This is a genomic window from Pseudomonas sp. Leaf58, from assembly GCF_003627215.1.
GTDB lineage: Bacteria > Pseudomonadota > Gammaproteobacteria > Pseudomonadales > Pseudomonadaceae > Aquipseudomonas.
The window spans coordinates 3172981-3192394 of sequence record NZ_CP032677.1 but is presented as its reverse complement, the minus strand read 5'-3'; the positions used below and the strand labels follow the sequence as shown (position 1 = coordinate 3192394).

General features: G+C 62.9%; 18 protein-coding genes. 9 read left to right on the top strand and 9 right to left on the bottom strand.

What is annotated here, in order from left to right; translation table 11 throughout:
• The first annotated feature begins 63 nt into the window (after positions 1-63).
• The gene (locus DV532_RS14790; protein WP_056801223.1) at positions 64-942 is read left to right on the top strand and encodes a DMT family transporter; all 879 of its coding nucleotides are present in this window, start codon (positions 64-66) and stop codon (positions 940-942) included.
• Between the two features lie 63 nt (positions 943-1005).
• Here the strand turns inward: DV532_RS14790 and DV532_RS14785 are convergent, their stop codons facing one another.
• The 3 genes from DV532_RS14785 to DV532_RS14775 form a co-directional block, all read right to left on the bottom strand.
• Positions 1006-1908, bottom strand: coding sequence for a LysR family transcriptional regulator (locus DV532_RS14785; RefSeq protein ID WP_056801225.1), 903 nt, complete (start codon positions 1906-1908; stop codon positions 1006-1008).
• A gap of 90 nt (positions 1909-1998) precedes the next feature.
• Positions 1999-2448 carry a GNAT family N-acetyltransferase gene (locus DV532_RS14780; RefSeq protein ID WP_056801227.1) on the bottom strand — a complete coding sequence of 150 codons (450 nt, stop codon included), beginning with the start codon at positions 2446-2448 and terminating at the stop codon, positions 1999-2001.
• A gap of 43 nt (positions 2449-2491) precedes the next feature.
• The gene (locus tag DV532_RS14775; RefSeq protein WP_120715351.1) at positions 2492-4180 is read right to left on the bottom strand and encodes an NAD(P)H dependent flavin oxidoreductase family protein; all 1689 of its coding nucleotides are present in this window, start codon (positions 4178-4180) and stop codon (positions 2492-2494) included.
• Between the two features lie 78 nt (positions 4181-4258).
• Here DV532_RS14775 and DV532_RS14770 point away from each other — a divergent pair, with 78 nt between their 5' ends.
• The 3 genes from DV532_RS14770 (at position 4259) to DV532_RS14760 (ending at position 7600) form a co-directional block, all read left to right on the top strand.
• Entirely contained in the window at positions 4259-5758 is a 1500-nt protein-coding gene (locus tag DV532_RS14770) for a PLP-dependent aminotransferase family protein (protein WP_056801232.1), read from the top strand.
• A gap of 142 nt (positions 5759-5900) precedes the next feature.
• Positions 5901-6806, top strand: coding sequence for a LysR substrate-binding domain-containing protein (locus DV532_RS14765; protein WP_056801233.1), 906 nt, complete (start codon positions 5901-5903; stop codon positions 6804-6806).
• Between the two features lie 89 nt (positions 6807-6895).
• Positions 6896-7600, top strand: a complete 705-nt coding sequence (locus tag DV532_RS14760; protein ID WP_056801236.1) for an SDR family oxidoreductase — start codon at positions 6896-6898, stop codon at positions 7598-7600.
• Positions 7601-7606: 6 nt separating this feature from the next.
• Here DV532_RS14760 and DV532_RS14755 read toward each other — a convergent pair whose 3' ends face one another.
• Entirely contained in the window at positions 7607-8005 is a 399-nt protein-coding gene (locus tag DV532_RS14755) for a tetratricopeptide repeat protein (RefSeq protein WP_056801238.1), read from the bottom strand.
• A 253-nt stretch (positions 8006-8258) separates the two neighbouring features.
• Between DV532_RS14755 and DV532_RS14750 the strand changes: the two genes are divergently transcribed.
• Complete coding sequence (locus tag DV532_RS14750; protein WP_056801240.1) at positions 8259-9884, top strand: methyl-accepting chemotaxis protein; 1626 nt, start codon at positions 8259-8261, stop codon at positions 9882-9884.
• Positions 9885-9975: 91 nt separating this feature from the next.
• Here the strand turns inward: DV532_RS14750 and DV532_RS14745 are convergent, their stop codons facing one another.
• Positions 9976-11817 carry a potassium transporter Kup gene (locus DV532_RS14745; protein ID WP_056801241.1) on the bottom strand — a complete coding sequence of 614 codons (1842 nt, stop codon included), beginning with the start codon at positions 11815-11817 and terminating at the stop codon, positions 9976-9978.
• Positions 11818-12082: 265 nt separating this feature from the next.
• Between DV532_RS14745 and DV532_RS14740 the strand changes: the two genes are divergently transcribed.
• Both DV532_RS14740 and DV532_RS14735 read left to right on the top strand, forming a co-directional pair.
• Positions 12083-12829 (top strand): hypothetical protein, encoded by a 747-nt coding sequence (locus tag DV532_RS14740; protein ID WP_156675991.1) that lies wholly within the window; start codon positions 12083-12085, stop codon positions 12827-12829.
• 56 nt (positions 12830-12885) lie between these two features.
• The gene (locus DV532_RS14735; RefSeq protein ID WP_056801245.1) at positions 12886-13458 is read left to right on the top strand and encodes a hypothetical protein; all 573 of its coding nucleotides are present in this window, start codon (positions 12886-12888) and stop codon (positions 13456-13458) included.
• Between the two features lie 74 nt (positions 13459-13532).
• Here DV532_RS14735 and DV532_RS14730 read toward each other — a convergent pair whose 3' ends face one another.
• Complete coding sequence (locus DV532_RS14730; protein ID WP_056801247.1) at positions 13533-13850, bottom strand: hypothetical protein; 318 nt, start codon at positions 13848-13850, stop codon at positions 13533-13535.
• A 411-nt stretch (positions 13851-14261) separates the two neighbouring features.
• Between DV532_RS14730 and DV532_RS14725 the strand changes: the two genes are divergently transcribed.
• On the top strand, positions 14262-15050 hold the full coding sequence (locus DV532_RS14725; RefSeq protein ID WP_256658900.1) for a transporter: 789 nt from the start codon (positions 14262-14264) through the stop codon (positions 15048-15050).
• Between the two features lie 23 nt (positions 15051-15073).
• Here the strand turns inward: DV532_RS14725 and DV532_RS14720 are convergent, their stop codons facing one another.
• Together DV532_RS14720 and DV532_RS14715 are read right to left on the bottom strand one after the other, a co-directional pair.
• Positions 15074-16300, bottom strand: a complete 1227-nt coding sequence (locus tag DV532_RS14720) for an MFS transporter (RefSeq protein ID WP_056801252.1) — start codon at positions 16298-16300, stop codon at positions 15074-15076.
• A gap of 255 nt (positions 16301-16555) precedes the next feature.
• Positions 16556-17431, bottom strand: a complete 876-nt coding sequence (locus DV532_RS14715) for a universal stress protein (protein ID WP_056801545.1) — start codon at positions 17429-17431, stop codon at positions 16556-16558.
• Between the two features lie 270 nt (positions 17432-17701).
• On the opposite strand from DV532_RS14715, the gene DV532_RS14710 reads away from it, so the two are divergent.
• The gene (locus DV532_RS14710) at positions 17702-18487 is read left to right on the top strand and encodes a 2-keto-4-pentenoate hydratase (protein WP_056801254.1); all 786 of its coding nucleotides are present in this window, start codon (positions 17702-17704) and stop codon (positions 18485-18487) included.
• 34 nt (positions 18488-18521) lie between these two features.
• Here DV532_RS14710 and DV532_RS14705 read toward each other — a convergent pair whose 3' ends face one another.
• Positions 18522-19346, bottom strand: a complete 825-nt coding sequence (locus DV532_RS14705) for a helix-turn-helix domain-containing protein (RefSeq protein ID WP_056801256.1) — start codon at positions 19344-19346, stop codon at positions 18522-18524.
• Between the last annotated feature and the right edge of the window lie 68 nt (positions 19347-19414).

Below are 19414 nucleotides of genomic sequence, written 5' to 3'. Positions count from 1 at the left end.
CAGGCCATGCCTGCGCGACTTTGCCCGGGCGCCGCATCCAGCCGCGCCGTCATCGAGAGTGCCATGAGTTCCAGCACACCGCTGTCCGGCGTCAACCAACCCCTGCGTGGCATCGCCTTGGTGGTAGTGGCGACCTTCCTGTTCGCCAGCCACGATGCCCTGTCCAAATTCCTCGGTGGCGTGTACCCGATCATCATGGTGGTGTGGGCGCGGTATGTGGTGCACACGCTGCTGATGGCCGGTATCTTCCTGCCCAAGGCGGGCCTCAACGTGCTGCGCACCCGCCGCCCGCTGTTGCAGACGCTACGCGCCCTGAGCCTGCTGAGTACCAGCCTGCTATTCACCACCGGCCTGCAGTACCTACCGCTGGCCGAGGCCACGGCGGTGAACTTCCTCGCCCCGGTACTGGTAACCGCGCTGTCGGCGCCGCTGCTGAAAGAGCGGGTGACGGTGGCGCAGTGGGCGGCGGTGGTGATGGGCTTTATCGGCGTACTGGTGGTGGTGCACCCGGGTGGCGCGATGTTCACCCCGGCGATTCTGTATCCGTTCGGTTCGGCGCTGGGCTTCTGCTTCTACCAGTTGCTAACGCGGATCTTGGCTGCACATGACAGCCCGACCACCAGCAACTTCTATGCGGGGTTGTGCAACACCCTGGCGATGAGTGCGCTGGTGCCGTTTTTCTGGGCAATGCCACGTTGGGACCATGCGCTGCTGATGCTAGCGCTGGGTGGCTTTGGCATGACTGCGCACCTGCTGCTGACCCAGGCTTTCCGCCATGCGGCACCGGCGTTATTGGCACCGTTCAGCTATTGCCAAATCGTGTTTGCTGGCTTGCTGGGGTTTGTGGTCTACAGCCAGGTGCCAGATACCTTGAGCCTGGTGGGCATCTTGGTGATCTGCCTCAGTGGGCTGGGGGCGGCGTGGATGCAGCGGGCCAAGTAGGCTTTTGCGCTGGCATTGTGTTGCGGCCACCCGGGTAGCCCTTGCTCGATTTATCGCCAGCCCCTACCGCGCCATGAACTGCAGAATGCGTTCACGCAGCCAGCGCTCGGCGGGGTCGTTGTCCTGGGCGCCGCTCCACACCATCGACAGCTCGGCCTCGGTGATGTCGAACGGTGCCGGGTCGGCGCGCAGGCTGCCATCGTCGGCCAGGGCGCAGGCGGCGTAGTCGGGCACCGTGGCGATCAGCTCGGTGTTGCGCAGCAAGGCGCGCAGGCTGCCGAACTGCGGCACCGCCAGCACCACTTTGCGGCAGCGGCCGATGCGCGCCAGGTCGAGGTCGATGTTGCCACTCATGTCGCCCGAGAATGACACCATCACATGCGGCCGCGCGCAGTATTCGTCGAGGCTCAGCGGGCCCGGGCGGTTGTCGGCGCGCAACACCCGCACGCCAATGTCGCGCAGCTTACGGCGTTTGGCGGTGGCCGGCAGGTCGGTGGTGTAGCTTACCCCCACCGAGATTTCGCCGCTGGCCAGCAGCGCTGGCATTAGCAAGAAGTTGGCCCGCCGCACCACCACGCTGGTGTCCGGGGCTTCTTCGCGCAGGGCCTGGAGCAGGGCTGGGAACAAGCCAAACTCGGCATCGTCCGACAGGCCCAGGCGAAACACGTTGCAGCTGTTCGCCGGGTCGAATTCGCGGGCCCGGCTGATGGCAGCGGAGATCACGTCCATGGCAGGCCCCAGTTCGGCGAAGATCTGCATGGCCCTTGGCGTCGGCTCCATGGCCCGGCCGTTGCGAATCAGCAGCGGGTCGTCGAACAGCTCGCGCAGGCGAGCAAGGGCGGCGCTGACGGTGGGTTGAGTGATGAACAGCTTTTCGCCGACCCGGGTCAGGTTGCGTTCGATCATCAGGGCTTCGAACAACACCAGCAGGTTCATGTCGACACGGCGCAGGTCGTTGCGGTTCATGGGGCGCGAGTTCCGGAACAGAGGGCTTGGCGGTGTATTCAAGCATGAGGCGCGGCCTTGTGCCTTGTACGGATGTGCCGGCCGCTCGCCTCAGCCGGGCAGGCGCTTTTCCATTGGCTGATAGACCAGCCCGGCAAACTCGCCCACTTCGCCCGCCAGGGTGAAGCCGTAGCGTTGGTAGGCAGGCACTGACGTCAACGACGCCTTGACCGTCACCACCTCAACCCGGGCATGGCGCAGCGCAGCATTCATCAGGCGCATGCCGATGCCCGTACGTTGCCAGCCCGGGGCGACGAACAGCATCGCCACATGGCGGCCCTCCTTGAGTTCGATCAACCCCGCTATTGCGCCCTCAGATACACAGGCCAGCATCAGGTTGTCGCCCTGCATGCGCTCGGCGAATGCCTGGGCTGCCGCCACCTTGGCGAAGGTTTCCACACCCTGCGCCGACAGCGAGGGGGCGACTGCCTGCATAAATGCATCCATGCACAGTGCACTGGCGTGGGGAAGGTCATCAAGGGTCAGTTTGCGTATCTGCATGGTTGTCGTCCGTGTCTGCAAGCAGGGTTGGACAGTGTGCCGATTACGCTGCCGTTGCCGCAACCGGCCTGGCTTCACCGATCAGGATGTCTTCAAAAAACGCCCCAACGGGTTCGCTGGGGTGGCACAACTGGATCTCCAGTACCCATACCACCTCGCTCGGGACGATTTCCACCTCGGCCAGTTTGTCCTGCCCATACAACACATGCGGGAAGTCGGCAATGCGGTGCCCGGCCAGGTTGCGCTCCAACTGCCAGCCTTTTGCTTGGGCGCTGCGCTCGGCGAAGTCATACAGCTCACGCCCGGTCAGGCCGCGGCCCCAGGCCTGGCGGGTTTCGTCGAACACCTCATGCAAGGCCTTGACGCAGGCGTGGTGCAGGTCGCGCTCGCCAAACACGAAGGTGTCGCCATAGTCGCCTTCATAGCCATCCCACACTGGGCCGACGTCGACCACGACGATGTCTGAGGGGCGTAATACACGCTGCAGATCGATGCCTTGGCGGGGCGTGCGCACAGTATCGTCGCCAAAGCGGATATAGGTGGGGTGCCAGGTGTGTGATGCACCCATCGCTTGCAAGGTTTGCGCGGCCATCTCCAGTGCCTGGGCGGTGGTCATGCCGACATGGAGCTGGCTGGCGATCGCCGCCACCGACCGTACCGACTGCTCGCGGGCCGCGAGCATGCCGTCCAGCGAGTAGCGCGGGCCGACTTTCTCCAGCACTGGGTGCAGGGTGTTGGCCGCAGAAGCCTCGGGTACTAATGCACCGCTGGCAACGAAAGCCTCGGCGACAAAACGATGGGGCTGCAGGCCTGCCGCCAGGCACTGCTCGCGAGCCTGGCTGATCATCGCCGGGTTGCCGCAGGCATACACCTGGGTGTCGGCCCAGCGATGGGCCTGGGCCAGCGCCACCTGCTGCACCCGCGCCTGGCCCGCCAGCACCGGGTGCCAGCGAAAGCGTGAGTGCGTGCGGCTGGCCTGGTCGAGAAACGCACGGTCATAGAAGTCGGCGGTGGTTTTGCCGCCCCAGTACAACGTGACCTCGGCATCACTTGCCAAGGCGGTCAGCAGCAATGGCTTGATGCCGGCATAACCTGTACCGGTGGCGAACAGCACCAGGGGCCGGTGGTCATCGTGCTGCCAGGTGCAGGCACCCACCGGCCCTTCAAGTTTCAAGCTGTCACCGGCTTGCAGGGTTGGCAGCAGGCGTTCGGTAAACAGGCCGCCAGTGACCTTGCGGATGTGAAACACCAGCTGCCCTTGGGCCTGGGCGGGCAGGTTGGCGATGGAGAAACAGCGGCTGTCGCCGTTGTCGAGGCGAAAGCGTACGTATTGGCCAGCCCGTACTTCCAGCGGCTGTGCCGGCCGCAGCACCAACTCGATGATATCAGCGCTCAGTTCCCGCTTGCCCAGAACCTGGGCGTAGGTCTCCAGTGCTGGGGTTTCCAGCGACCAGCCGGGGATCTCCAGGCGCATGTCGCTGCAGGCATGGCTTTGGCACAGCAGCATTTCATCAGCGGCCAGGGGGTAGCAGGGGGCGGGCACGTCCGCCGCCCGCTGCTTGTCCTGATACTGCCCCGATACCACCTTGACCTTGCATGACCCGCAGGCGCCACGACGGCAAGAGAAAGGCACCGGCAGGCCGCTGGCGAGCATGGCATCGAGCAGCAACTCCTGGCTGGCTTCGAAGGTTTTGCCCGAGGGCGACAATTCAATGACGTGGCGGCTTTGCATGTACACCTCTGGGCAAATGGAGGTTGGATTGTTGCTATAGTCCAGGACCCGTAGAACCTCCAGTTTTGGTTAATTCACATGGTCCAGCTTCGCAAATGGCAACCGCTGCTCAAGCTCGACGGTGCGCAGCCGCAGGCTACGTACCGGCAGATTGTTGAGGGCCTGGTGGCCGCGATCAGCGAAGGCCGCCTGCGCCCAGGCACGGCGTTACCCGGCACGCGGGAAATGGCGCAGCTGCTGAACGTCAATCGCAAGACGGTGATCCTTGCCTACGAAGAAGCCGAGACCAAAGGCTGGCTGGAAAGCGTGCAGCGCCGGGGCACCTTCGTCAGTCGGCAACTGGCCGCTGGCAGCCTGCCCGAGCCTGGTGCCGCGCGGCCCTTTGCTCTGGCGCTGCAAGAGGAGCCCGCCGTGGCCTACTTTACGGCCAACCAACAAGCTGCCGCGCAGCAGGGCCGGCCGGGTGCGTTGTTCTTCGACAATGGCGCCTGCGACCACCGCCTGTTGCCGCAGGCGGTGTTGCACCGCTATTACCGCAATGCCTTGCGCAACAGTTTCGCTACCAACAGCGTGCGCCATGGCAGCGAGTGCAGCAGCCGCTACCTACGCAGCGCCTTGGCCGACATGTTGCGGCACAACCGCAGCCTGAACGTTGGCGCCGAGCATATCTGCCTGACCCAGGGCGTGCAGATGTCGCTGTACCTGGTGGCCAGTGTGCTGCTCAAACCTGGTGATGTGGTGCTGGTCGAGCGCCTGAGCTATCCGCCAGCGTGGGAAATCTTTCGCCAGTTGGGCGCCCAGTTGGTCACCGTGGGCCTGGATGACGAGGGCTGCCGGGTTGATCAAATCGATGCATTGTGCCGGCAGCACAAGGTGCGAATGTTGTACATCACACCCCATCACCAGTTCCCGACCACGGTCAGCCTGCCTGCTGGGCGGCGGCAGCAGTTGTTGGAGCTGGCGCGGCAGCACGACGTTTGCGTGGTCGAGGAAGACTACGACCACGAATACCACTATGCCGGGCGGCCTTATTTGCCGTTGGCCAGTGACCGTCAGCAGCGGCATGTGATTTACATCGGCTCACTGTCCAAGTCTTTGGGCAGTACCTTCCGCTGCAGCTTCATCGTGGCGCCAGCCCAGGTGGCTGCGGTGCTCGAGCGCAGGGCGACCTTGACCTTGGGGCAGGGCGATGCGGTGATGCAGCGGATGCTGGCGGACTTGATCAGCGATGGCGAGTTGAAGAAGCACTTGCGACGGGTTGCTCGAACGTATCGTCAGCGTCGGGAGACCCTGTTGGCGTGTTTGCAGGATGCCTTTGGTGACCAGGTAACCGTGCGCGAACCTGAAGGCGGGTTGGCGCTGTGGGTGAAGTTTGACGACGCGATCGATGTCGACCAGTTGGTGGGCAAAGCGTTGGAGTTGGACTTGGTGGTGCGCAGTGGTCGGCAGTTTTCCCCGTTTGGCCATGCGGAAAATGCCTTGCGCCTTGGTTTTGCCTCGCTGGATACGGATGAAATCCGCCTGGCCACCCTGCGCCTGGCTCAGGCGGCGAGGGCGATTGCAACGGCAGTCCTTTAACACCGGCCCTGCCGATGCCAGGCCCCGCGGCGCCTGCGTGGCTGGCTTGCCCGCTGCCTCAGGGGCAAACCATCGACTTCCCGGGGCGATGAGGTTAGCCTCGGCGTAATGCTGCTGGTCAGCCAATAGAAAAATCATCGCCATGCCTGCAGGTTTCCCCGGCTTACCCTCACTCAATGCGCTGCGCATGTTCGAAGTGGTGGCGCGCCACTTGAACTTTCGCCTGGCGGCCGAGGAGCTTGGTGTCACCCAGGCGGCCGTCGCCCAGCAGATTCGCGGGCTGGAGGCCGGGCTGGAGGTACGCCTGTTCGAGCGCTTGCCGCGCGGCCTTGGCCTGACCGATGCCGGCCACGCGTACAGCACCAGTGTGCGCAGCGCCCTGGCGATGATCGATGAGGCCACACGGCTGTTGCGCCCGGCGCCATCCCACCTCACCGTCAGCGTAACGCCAACCTTTGCTTCAAAATGGCTGATTCCCAAACTGGGCCATTTTGCCGAGCGTAACCCCGAGATAGACCTGCGGGTGTTGGCCACCGACCGGCTTTCGCATTTTCATACCGATGGGGTCGACCTGGCCGTGCGTTATGGGCAGCCGCCGTTTGGCGCCGGGCTTAATGCAGAGTTGCTGATGGAGCAACCGGTGGTGGCGGTGGCCAGCCCGGCGTTGTTGGCACAAGTGGGCTGGCCCGAGGGTTTTGCCGACTTGCAACGCTACGTGGCGTTGCACGATGCGCACAACTTCTGGCCGCAGTTCTGCGCCGAAGTGTTCCCAGGCCATCCGGCACCTGGTGCGAAGACCGTGCGCTTCAACCAGACCTCGCTGGCCATTGAAGCCGCCATTGGCGGCCAAGGCATCACCCTCGCCAGTCTGGCTTTCGTCAACGACGACATCGCCGCGGGCCGGCTGGTGCAGGTGTTCCCCCAGCAACTGCGGTTGGACAAGGCGTTCTACCTGGTGTGGCCGCGCAAGGGGCAGCCGCCTGTGGCCCTGCAGGTCGTCAGGGCGTGGCTGAAGATTCAGGCTGGCGAAAGAAAATCTACTGGCTAGGCATCGCCCTGCTGCCTCCCTCCGCGCCGGTGTGGCTGCTAGTGTGAATGCACGTGCAAACACCTGGTTTCATCGCCGAAGGAGGCAATATGTCTGTGGAAAAAGTAGCCATCATCACCGCCGGTGGCAGCGGCATGGGCGCAGCAGCGGCACGCCGCCTGGCTGCAGACGGCTTCAAGGTCGGTATCTTGTCGTCCTCGGGCAAGGGCGAAGCGTTGGCCGAGGCGCTGGGCGGTATCGGCATTACCGGTAGCAATCAGTCGGTCGAGGACCTGCAGCGGCTGGTGGATGCCGTGGTCGAAAAGTGGGGACGCGTCGATGTGCTGGTCAACAGCGCCGGCCATGGCCCGCGCGCACCGATCCTGGAGATCAGCGACGAAGACTGGCACAAGGGCATGGACACCTACCTGCTCAATGTCATCCGCCCGGCACGCCTGGTGACGCCGATCATGCAGCGGCAGAAGGGCGGGGTAATCATCAACATCTCCACCGCCTGGGCATTCGAACCCAACGAAATGTTCCCCACCTCGGCGGTGTTCCGTGCCGGCCTGGCCGCGTTCAGCAAGATATTCGCCGACACCTACGCGGCGGACAACGTACGCATCAACAACGTATTGCCCGGCTGGATCGATAGCCTGCCGGCTACCGAGCAGCGCCGCGACAGCGTACCGCTCAAGCGCTATGGCAGCAGCGAAGAAATTGCCGCGACCATTGCGTTTCTGGCCAGTGCAGGAGCGGCCTATATCACCGGGCAAAACATCAAGGTCGATGGCGGCCTGACGCGCAGTGTCTGACCGCCATTAGTGCGCAGCGGTCGGCAGCAGGCCTGAGCGCTGGGCATTGCGCGCGGCCTCAATCAGCTGCAGGTTGCGGTTGCGCAAAGCATGGTTGGCGCCAACCCGCAGGTTGGAGCGCAGCGCCAGGGTTTGTGCCTGTTCATACTGCCCTTGCTGAAGGCGCAAAACGCCCAGGTAGTGCAGCGTCGCCGGGTTGTTCGGCTGAATGTGCAGCGCGCGCTCCAGGGTGGCCGCTGCCTGGTCCAACTGCCCGTCGGCATACTGCTGCGAGGCCGTTTCGATCAGTACGGTCGAGGCACTGTTGCTGCGTGCCGGCGCATAGCGCTCGCCGGCCAGTGCGACCTGTGCCGTGACTGCGCTGAACAACAAGAGCAAAGCTGGCAGAACGGGTGCACTGGGCATTGGCAGTAGACTCGACAGGGCTTGGGCAAGCCCCTGGCCGGAGGGCGAGGGGATGCTATCGACCCAAGCGCAGCGTTGAAGTTCCCGCTTGGATAGGGGGGGGCTTTTCCGCAGCCTGTGGTTGGCAACATCTGTTCGGTTACCGCACATAACCACACCCCGCCGCCTCAAGCCTGCGCCTGTACCTCCGATAGCAGCACACCCACCGTCGAATCATCGACCAGAAGTGGTGCCAACAAGGAGTACTGCCTGCATGCTTGCCAACCTGAAGATCCGTAGCGGAATGTTCTGGGTGCTGTCGCTGTTCAGCCTGACCCTGCTGTTTTCGACCGTCAGTGCCTGGCGGGCAGCGGTGGGCAGTGACCAGCAGATCACCGAACTGGACCAGACCGCACACCAGTCGGACCGGTTGAACAATGCGTTGCTGATGGCGATTCGCGCCAGTGCCAATGTGTCCTCTGGCTTCATCGAGCAGTTGGGCGGCCATGAGGAAAGTGCGAACAAACGCATGGCGCTGTCGGTTGAGCTGAACGACAAGAGCCAGCAACTGGTGAACGCGTTTGTCGAAAACACCCGTGAGCCTGCACTCCACGCGCTGGCCGCCGAATTGCAGGCCACCTTCGGCGAGTACGCCAAGGCGGTTGCCGGGCAGCGTGAGGCCACCCGTCAACGCTCGCTCGAACAATACTTCAAGGTCAACACCGACGCCGGCAATGCCATGGGCCGGTTGCAGGCCTTGCGCCAGCAGTTGGTCGGGGCATTGAGTGAGCGCGGCCAGCAGATCATGCTGGAATCCGACCGGCGCCTGGCCCGAGCCCAGCTGCTGAGCCTGGCGCTGCTGGGCGTGACAGTGTTGCTGGCAGTGCTGTGCTGGGCCTTCATTGCCCAGCGCGTGCTGCTCCCGTTGCGCGAAGCAGGTCGGCATTTCCAGCGCATTGCCGGCGGCGATTTGAGTATGCCGGTGAACGGGCAGGCCACTAACGAGATCGGCCAGCTGTTCCATGAACTGGAGCGCATGCAGCAGAGCCAGCGCGACACCCTTGGGCAAATCAACAGCTGTGCCAGGCAATTGGACGCAGCCGCCACGGCGCTGAACGCAGTCACCGAGGAAAGCGCCAACAACTTGCGCCAGCAGGGCCAAGAGCTGGAGCAGGCCGCCACTGCCGTCACCGAAATGACCACGGCCGTAGAGGAGGTTGCGCGCAACGCCATCACCACTTCGCAGACCACCAGCGAATCCAACCAGCTGGCCGCGCAAAGCCGTCGGCAAGTCAGCGATAACATCGATGGCACCCAGGCCATGACCCGCGAGATCCAGACCAGCAGCGCGCACCTGGAGCAACTGGTCGGGCAGGTGCGGGATATCGGTAAAGTGCTGGAGGTGATCCGCTCGGTGTCCGAGCAAACCAACCTGCTGGCGCTCAATGCCGCCATCGAGGCCGCTCGCGCGGGCGAAGCGGGGCGCGGTTTTGCGGTGGTGGCGGATGAAGTGCGGACACTGGCCTACCGCACGCAACAATCGACCCAGGAAATCGAGCAGATGATCGGGCGTGTGCAGGCGGGCACCGAAGCGGCGGTAGCCTCGATGCAAGCGAGCACCAGCCGCGCCCAGTCGACCCTGGACGTCACCCTGGCCTCGGGGCAGGTGCTGGAGGGTATCTACAGCGCGATCGGCGAGATCAACGAGCGCAACCTGGTAATTGCCAGTGCCGCCGAAGAACAGGCCCAGGTGGCGCGGGAAGTGGACCGCAACCTGCTGAACATCCGCGAGCTTTCGACATCCTCGGCAGCGGGGGCGCAGCAGACCAGCGAAGCGAGCAAGGCACTGTCCGGGTTGGTAGGAGAGATGACGGCGTTGGTGGGGCGGTTCAGGGTGTGAGCCTGTAATAGGCCCGCTCCCACTTCAGTTCATCGTTCGTGCTTCGTTCTTGGCATGGGCAGCATCTGACCCCGGCCCCCAGCATGACCGCTCAAATCTCGACCTGAGTGCCCAGCTCGATGACCCTGTTCAGCGGTAGCTGAAAGTACTTGAGGTTGCTGTTGGCATTCTTCAGCAAAAAGGCGAACAGGTGCTCGCGCCAGCGGGCCATGCCCATTTGCTTGCCGGCGATGACTGTCTCCCGGCTAAGAAAATAGGTAGTGCGCATGGGGCCGAACTGCAGGTCCGTTCGCTGGCAGCGGCTTAACGCCAGCGGCACGTCGGGTTCCTCCATAAAGCCGAAATGCAGGCTCACACGGAAAAAGCCGTCACCAAAGGCCTCGACTTCGCAGCGTTTGCCCGCGCTGACCCGTGGCTCATCTTCGAACACCACGGTCAGCAGCACGATGTGTTCATGCAGTACCTGGTTGTGCAGCAGGTTGTGCAGCAAGGCGTGTGGCACCGCCTCGGGCCTGGCGGAGAGGAACACGGCGGTGCCGTTCACGCGGTGCGGCGGCTGGGCTTGGAGGCTGGTGATGAACAGCTGCAGCGGCAGCGAACTCTCGTCCAGCCGCTCGACGATGAGCCTGCGCCCGCGCTTCCAGGTCGTCATCAAGGCGAACAGCGCCACCCCGGCAATCACCGGAAACGCCCCGCCCTGCACGATCTTCGGCGCATTGGCGGCAAAATATAGGCTGTCAACCAGTAGCAACGCCAGCAGCATCGGCAGCGCCAGCCAGCGCGGCGCCTTCCAAAGCAGCAGCACCACCGCCGAGGCCAGCATCGTGGTAATCAGCATGGTCCCGGTCACGGCCACGCCATAGGCTGCCGCAAGTGCGCCGGACGACTCAAAGCCAACCACCAGCAGCACCACGCCAACCATCAGGGCCCAGTTAACCATGCCAATGTAGATCTGCCCCTGTTCCTCGCTGGAGGTGTGCTGAATGAACATGCGCGGCACATAACCCAGTTGGATAGCCTGACGTGTCAAGGAGAACGCGCCGGAAATCACCGCCTGGGACGCGATGATGGTGGCCAGGGTGGCTAACCCGATCATCGGCAACAGCGCCCATTCAGGCACCAGCAAATAAAAGGGGTTGCGCACCGCCTGCGGGTTATCGAGGATCAACGCGCCCTGACCGAAGTAATTCAGCACCAGGCCGGGCAGCACCAGCAGGAACCAAGCCCGCGCAATCGGTTTTCGGCCAAAGTGCCCCATGTCGGCGTAGAGCGCTTCGGCGCCGGTCAACGCCAGCACCACCGCACCCAGAATCGCCACGCCCATGCCGGGGTGCAGCAGAAAAAACTTCACTGCCCAAGCCGGGTTGAGCGCCTGCAGCACTTCCGGGCGCTGGACGATGCCATGCAGGCCCAGCGCCCCCAGCACAATGAACCACAGCACCATGATTGGCCCGAACAGAATGCCGATGCGCGCGGTGCCGTGCTTCTGGATCAGAAACAGCGCCACCAGCACCACCACCGATAGCGGCACCACCCAATGCGCGATCCCGTCGAAAGCCAGTTGCAAGCCTTCAACGGCCGACAACACGGAAATCGCCGGGGTGATCATGCTGTCACCGTAGAACAGCGCGGCGCCGAACAAGCCGAGCAGCACCAGCACTCTGCCCAGCCGCGGGTAGGGCGCTGCCGCCCGATGCGCCAAAGCCGTCAGGGCCATGATGCCGCCTTCGCCCTGGTTGTCAGCGCGCAGAATGAACAGTACGTACTTGAGCGACACCACCCACAGCAACGACCACAACACCAGCGACAACACACCGAGCACCCCGGCCGTGTTGGCCTGCACGCCATAGTGCCCGGCGAATACCTCTTTGAGGGTGTATAGCGGGCTGGTACCGATGTCGCCATACACCACGCCGACAGCGGCCACCAACATGCCGATGGGCCTGGATTTACGGGGAAGGGATTGATTTGCGGTGACGGCGGACTGGCTCACGAAGGGCTTCTCTGGGCAGACGGGTAGTGGTGCATGCCATCCCTGAGCATTGCGCGCCCAGTATTCCTTCAGGTTGTGTGCCCAGCCGTAAAAAGTGCGTAAAAAATCAGCCGGCGCCCTGGCCGAATAGAGCGAAGAAAAACCGACAGGGCAGGTAAAGGCATCCTATGCTGCTTTCGACGACTTCATTGCGCATGAGAGTATCGTGAACCGGACTTTCCCTATCCTTGGTACCTGTTTTTCATTACTTACATCGCTGGCCGGCTCAGCGTTCGCTGAAACGCCGCAGTCCTTTCGCCAAACCCCGCTCTACGAGCTTCGCGCCACCGCCACCGGGCCGCAATGCGTGCAGTCGGCTGCTGGTTTGCCGGCCTCTATCTGGACCCCTTCCAGCGACTACCAGGCGCACACGTCGATGTTATTCGAGGAAGGCAATGTGCTTGTGCTTTCTGCCGTGCACAAACCCTCCGGCGAGCATGTTTCCCATCGTTTTTACAAGCGCAGCGAGCTTTGCCAACAGGACCTGCAACGCAAGCCCGAAACCACGTCGCTGACCAAGACGGCTGGCGGCGATGGCCTGACGTATGTGCAACGGTTGCAGCGCGATTACGCTGCGCGGCTGCATTTCAGCTCGGCCCAGGCCGAGCGCGCGGTCAAGGCTATCAATATCGACTGCCGCGCCATGGACGGCCGCTACTTGCCGTTGCACAACGCGTTGCTGGCGCGGCTGGAAAACGCCAATGAGCCGAACGCCTGGGTCGAGACACGCGTTGCCAGTTCAGGCACCGGGCTGAAGGTTTACGACAGCGTCCATGTGCGAAATGACAAGGCGCAACAGCCGCAGCTTATTTTCGAGGTTAATGAGTGGGGCGCAGTCACCCAGCACGGCGTACGCAGCGATGCGCTAGAAAAGGCCTGCTTCGGGACTTACGGGCCCATTTGGCAATTTTGATACCCAGGCCCACGATTGTTGTGCTGCCTGCGATTAATCACCGGAGAAGTTGGCCTATGAAACTTACGCATTGCCCTGTACGTATTGTTGCCTTGGTGTCGCTGGTGAGTGCCAGCTTGGCCGCCCTTGCTGGCGAATTGCCGTTGGCCAGCGACGCCGTGAGCGAGCGCTTTGAAACCCGGGTATTGGCTGTCGATAGCGCCAAGCACCAAGTCACCATCGAAGGCCTCGACAAGCGCCCGGTCGCACTCCAGCTTACCGACCAGGCCAAGGCTGCGCGAAACCTGCAAGTGGGCGATAAGGTAGATATGCGTATCACCCGCTCGATCGATTACGTACTCGACACCCGCGTCGAGGGGGCGCCAAGTGTCAGCAATGATGCCTGGGTCAACCGCGCCGACCCCGCCGGCCTACCGGGCGGAGAGTTGTACAGCACCGTCAAGGTCACTTCCAAAATTACCCACATTGACCCGCCCAACCACCGGGTGACGGTGCTCAAGCCAGACGGCAACGAGCAGGTCATCACGGTGAATGACCCCAAGGGGCGGGCGTTGATCCCCCAACTGCAGGTAGGGCAGACGGTTGATGCGATTCACACCGAAGTGTTGAAAGTGGAGACCTCACGGTAAACCTGCTACCGCGGGCCGCCTGTGGTGTGAAGCACCGGGGCGGTTATGCCACCCCGGTGCGGCTTCAGCAGGGTTTAGCGGTCCTGGTCCCGCTGTGGGTTATCGCTTTGCGATTGTTGGCCGCCCATGCGGTCTTTATCGGTCTGGTTCTGCTTGTCAGTCACGTTCTGCCCAGACTGGCCGCCTTTGCTGCCGGTATCGCGGGAGCGATCCCAGTCCTTGTTCATCTTGTCTTCAGGCTTTTGCCCAGCCTGGCTACCGCCCTGTTGCTGCTGATTGGGCATGCCTCCCCCCGCGCCCTGGCCGCCTTGTTGGCCAGTACCGGTGGTGTTGCTGCCCATGCCAGTGTTGGCATTGCCTTGGTTGCCGCCCTTGTCTTGATTGTTAGCCATGATCGGTTACCTCAAGTCAGACACAGGAAGTTCTGTGTGTAGGTACGACTGCGGCTAGCGTCGAGTAGGTGCATGTAAGTGCGGCTTTTCGGATAAGCGAGACTAAACGCCAGTGCTTGAGACTGCGTGGCACTAAATGCCGAGGTGCAGCATGGCCCTCCCCGGGGGCTGCGGCGGATTGGCCACAGCCCAGGCTATTTGTAGGCCAGATGGCTGCACGTCAACTACAACAATACAGAGATCTCGGGCCTGACAGGAAGCGAGCGAATGTGGATGAAACACAAGCGGTGCGTTGCCAGGCTGTTTCGCTGTACCTGCGCATCGCTCATCGTCCTAGCCCACAGCACTTTCGCGGAAGATCTTGAGCCCAGGTCTTACGCCAATACGCCGGTCGGTATCAATTTCCTGCTCATGGGCTATAGCGACCTGCGCGGTAGCGTAACGGCCAACCCCTCAGTGCCGCTTGAGGATGCCAAGCTCGACATCAAGACCGTGGTGTTCGCCTTTGCCCGGTCCGTAGACGTTTGGGGCCGTTCCGGAAAGTTCGATATCGTCGTGCCCGAGGCCAGGTTGACCGGCTCGGCGCTGTTCGCCGGTGAACCCAGGGAGCGTGAGGTCAGCGGCTTGATCGACCCACGGGTGCGTTTTTCGGTCAACCTGTATGGCGCCCCGGCGCTGTCCCTGGCGGAGTTTCCCAGCTATCACCAGGATGTGATTATCGGCACCAGCCTGGCGATTACCGCGCCGCTAGGCCAATACGACTCCAGCAGGTTGGTGAATCTGGGCAACAACCGCTGGTCGTTCAAACCGGAAATTGGCATTTCCAAACGCTTGGGGCCCGTGACCCTGGAGTTATCGGGTGGGGCCACCTTTTACACCGACAATGACCGCTACCTAGGCGACCGCACCTTGTCCCAACGCCCGATGTACCAGACGCAGGTGCACTTTATCTATGCCTTTGACAACGGCGTATGGGCCTCGCTGGACGGTACCTATTTCGCCGGCGGGAGCACCTCTGTCGATGGGTTGGGGAACCACGACTTTCAGGAAAACACCCGCTATGGCGGCACCCTCACGCTGCCGTTGAATCGCAGGCACTCAATCAAGCTGTTTGCGAGCGAGGGTGCTCATACCCGTACCGGTAGCGACTACGATGTCGCTGGCATTGTCTGGCAGTACCGCTATGGCGGCGGGATTTGATACCCAGGGCCAAGCCACATCCGTCAGCCAGGTTGGGCTGCCAGGCTGTTGCTGACGTTGCGCCCCAGCAGCAGCACCGTGGCGAAACCGCAACCCACCAAGGCCGTGGCCAAGCTCAACAGTACCGAGCTGCCCAGCTGGTCGACGATCCGCCCACCGAAGAACGAACCCAAGGCAATGATCACCTGGAACATGGCGACGAATAGCGGCATGCCGCGTTCGACATCTTTGGGTGCGACGACAAACATCCAGATGCTGGCGCAGGCCGGGAAGGCGCCGAAGGCAAAGCCCCACAGCCCGATCAGCATCGCGGCGCCGGTCATGCCGGTGGCGAAGTGGGGGAACAGCGCGGTGCTGGTGCCGATCATTAGCGCAACCAACAACAGGGTGTGGCGTACGCTTCGGTTGGCGGCGAAGCCGGCAAAAATATTGCCGACTACCCCGGCTACGCCATACAGCAGCAACAGTGAGCCAATGGTCGGCCCATCGAAACCGGAGCTTTGTTTGAAGAACGGCGCGACATAGGTGTAGGCGGCAAAGTGCGCCAGGCCGATCAGCAAGACGGCAATCAGGCCAACCCGGGCTTGTGGGTTGATGAACAAGGCCGGCAGGTCGCTGATGCGGATTGCCTTGTCCGGGGTGAGCCGCGGCAGCAGCAGCACCTGCGCCAGTAGCACCGGTACGCCCAGTAGCGCGGTAACCAGGAAGGTCATGCGCCAGCCCATCAGGCCACTTAGCCAAGTGCCGACCGGCACGCCCAGCACGGTGGCCAAGGTGACACCGACCATGATGATCGAGGTGGCCTGGGCCACGCCCACGCCCTTGGGCGCCAGGCGGCTGCTGAGGGCGATGGCCGTGGCCCAGAAACCACCGATACTGATGCCCAGCAGCACTCGGCCGAACAACAGCAGGCTGAAGTCGCTGGCGTAGGCCACCACCGAGTTGGCGATGATCATGATCAGGGTCAGGGTAATCAGCAGGTAGCGACGGTCCAAGGCGCCAATACCCACCGACAGCAATGGGGCGGCGAGGGCGGCCATGATGCCGGGCAGGGTCACCATCAAGCCGGCCTGGCCTGCACTGATACCGAGGTCGCTGGCGACATCGTTGAGTACGCCCACCGGCAGGAACTCGCTGGTCACCAGGGCGAAGGCACCGACGGCGACTGAGAGAATCGCCAGCCACTGCTGGCTGACGCTCTGTTGATTATGTTCGGGAAGGCCGCGACGGGCCTGGCTGGCACTTGGCATGGTAGTGGATTCCAAGGGGGATGCCGCCTGTAGCAGGCGTAAGAGCGGGGGAGATTCGGGGGGGATTATAGGGGGCCTGTCTGCCAGGCCAACAAGCAGGCCGCTCGATAGTAATCATCAGCGCCATCGATTGAACGCCCTGCGCAGAGCGCCTGCTGCTATGCAGGTAACGCCTGGGCCGCTTGGCGGCCCTTCTGGGTGTAGCGCGTGGGCGTCGCTGGAGGACACATAAGCGTCCCCCGCATCACCTGAAACCTAAGGCGTCACCAGCACATCACACTGGGATTCGTTCAGCACATGCTTGGTGACGCTGCCAATCAGCAGCTCTTCAAGCGCACTTTCCCCTTGCTTGCCAACCACGATCAGGTCGCATTCCAACGCTTGCTCCTGCTCGGCAATCCGCCAGCTAGGGTCACCGTGCACGACGATTTGCCGCGCATCGCTCACTGCGGCTGTTTCACTCAAGGCGGCGAGCTGTTGCAGCGCATCCTTGCGGATGACATTGCGGTAATGGGTGAGGGTGTCGTGGTCGATGTGGGCGAAGCGCATGCTGCTTTCGAAGGGCGCTTCGTACACATGCAGCAGAATGATCTCGGCCTGCGGGGCAATGGTTTTCGCCAGGGCGATGGCGCGCAGCGACGCAGACGAAAAATCAACCGGCACCAGCACCGTGCGGTAAGCATCACGAGGTGCCTGCTTGACCACCAGCAAAGGGCAGGGCATGCGGTTCAGCATTTTCTGCACGGTGGAGCCCAGCAGCAGGCGCCGTGCCACGCTTTGGCCCTTGGCCCCACACACCAGCAGGTTGCTGCGTTTGTCCTGTACCACGCGGGTAATTTCCGGGGCCACCGAGCCGTTGGCCACGTGCACGCCAGGGGCGATATCGTAGCGATGGAACAGCATTGCCGCCTGGGCGCGAAGCTTTTCGCCAGCGGTAGCCAGTACGCGCTTCAGCAGGTCGTCGTCAGGTGCCACCAGCTGCTTCAGGCGCTCGAAGGGTGCTGGGTTGGCTACGTATAGCAGGTCCAGTGACGCCTGTTGCGCCTTGCTCAAGTGTGCCGCGCGCTCTGCCGCGTTGCGCGCAGAGCTGGACAGGTCGGTGGCTACCAGTACGTGGTTCAGCGGGCTCATGTGGGGCTCCTTATCAAGCCGCGCAGCGTGGTCGAGGGCGATGGCCTGAGCACGGTGCGCCTGGCGATTGTCGATTCGTTCCTTGCGGGCAGCCATCGTCTCGCGAACCCAGCCTGGCGGCTTGATTTGGGTCAATGGTGGCGCGGAGGTGCCCGATGCGTAATTTCATAACGGTTTGTGATGGCAGGCATCATGACAATATATTTATCCTTATCAATGCCAGGCCCTAGGATCTGGGGTCCACCATCGCCCCCTGATCTCGAGGTCTGGATGCACACTTCGCTGTTTACTCATCAACGTACCGCAGCCTTTTTATTGCAGCACTGGCGCAGCGGTGAGCTGCTGACGGAACTACCCGCCAGCCTCAAGCCAGAAACGCTGAAGCAAGGCTATGACAGCCAGGACCAGTTGTTTGCCGCCGCCGCAGGCCAGCGTGCCGGCTGGAAGTTGGGTGTTGGCAGCCCCGCAGGCATGCGTGCAGCGCAGTTGTCGCGGCCGTTGATTGGCCAGTTGGAAGCGGCGCGCTGTCATCCGGGTGGGGTGCATATCCAGCTGCCGGCCGTTACGCCGGTGACCATCGAATGCGAGGTCGCCTTCGTACTGGACCGCGATATCCCGCCGCAAGCCGGCCGTGTACCGGTCAGCGAAGATATTCGCGCCACCTGTGTCAGTTTCGAAGTGGTGCGCTCACGTTTCATCGACCGCAAAAGCGTCGGCTGGCCAAGCTTCGTGGCAGACAACGTGGGCTTTGAAGCGCTGGTGGTCGGCAACAGCCTTGGCGCGGGCATCAGTGTGCCGTTACTGGCTGACCTGGCCGCGACCTGCGAGGTGTACGTGGACGGTGAATTCCGCGCACGAGGCTTGTCTGGCGACGCGGCGACCGACCCGCTGGTGTCGCTGGCCCACCTTTATGCACACGCCGCAGAGCGCGGCCAGGCGCTGAAGGCCGGCGATATTGTGACCACCGGCGCCATGTGCCAGCCGTTTGACCTGAACGAATCGGGGCACCGCATCACAGCGAGGTACTTTGGCCAAGAGCTGTCGTTCTCGCTGTAACCACGCTTGCCCGCGAAGCGGCGGCTGGCCGGGGTTACTGCTGAGCATGATTCGCCGACCACTGCTGGAACGCCGCCTGCATGATTTCTCGCGTCAGTGCGTCGGCGGGGATCAAGTGCTCGATGCGCAGCGATTCCACGGTGATGTCCAGTGGCATGCCGAAGGTGGTGAACGTGGACAGGAACCGCAACTCGCCACCCGCAGTGTTCACACGGGTCAGCAACACCGGCGCGGCACCCGCAGCCTGCGTGGGGTTGCCTGGGGCCGGCAGGTCGCGCAAACGCCTTGCCAGCGCCGGGTTGCCGGCCGCCTCCCTGGCCGCGCGGTGCCAGGCAACCGCGCGGATCTCTGCTGCATTGGCCAGATGATCGCCCAGGCCGCCAGGGCTAAGCAGGGTTTCCAGTAAATTGAGGCCTGACGCCGCCTGTGTCGCAACGCCCACCATCGTCAGCAGCAAGCCGGTACTGGCATTGGCGGCGATGACGTCCCAGTTGCTGTCGATGACGATCGCAGGCGCCGGGTTGTTCGCCTGCAAAATGTGCTCAAGGGCGGCATGCACCAAGGCCAGCTCGGGCGCATCGAGCGGCGAGGCTGCGTAGCGGGGGGCGTACCCGGCCGCGACGAACACTTCGTTGCAGTGCTCCAGTGGCGTGCCAAGGGCCGCAAGCAGGGCATGCAGCGTGCCGGGGCTGGCCTTGGCGCGCCCGGTTTCCACGCAGCTCAGATGACGCTGCGATAGCCCGGCCAACAGCGAAAGCTCGAGCTGGCTGAGCCCGGCCTGCTGGCGCAGGTGGCGCAGTTGCTGGCCCGCCGATGTGCTGGGTGCGGGGCTTTTACGATGAAATGGATGATGGCTCATGCGTTGACCGTGACCTTCCTTGAGTTCGGCGTCATGACCTGACAGGTCATTGAGCGCAGGCAACCCTA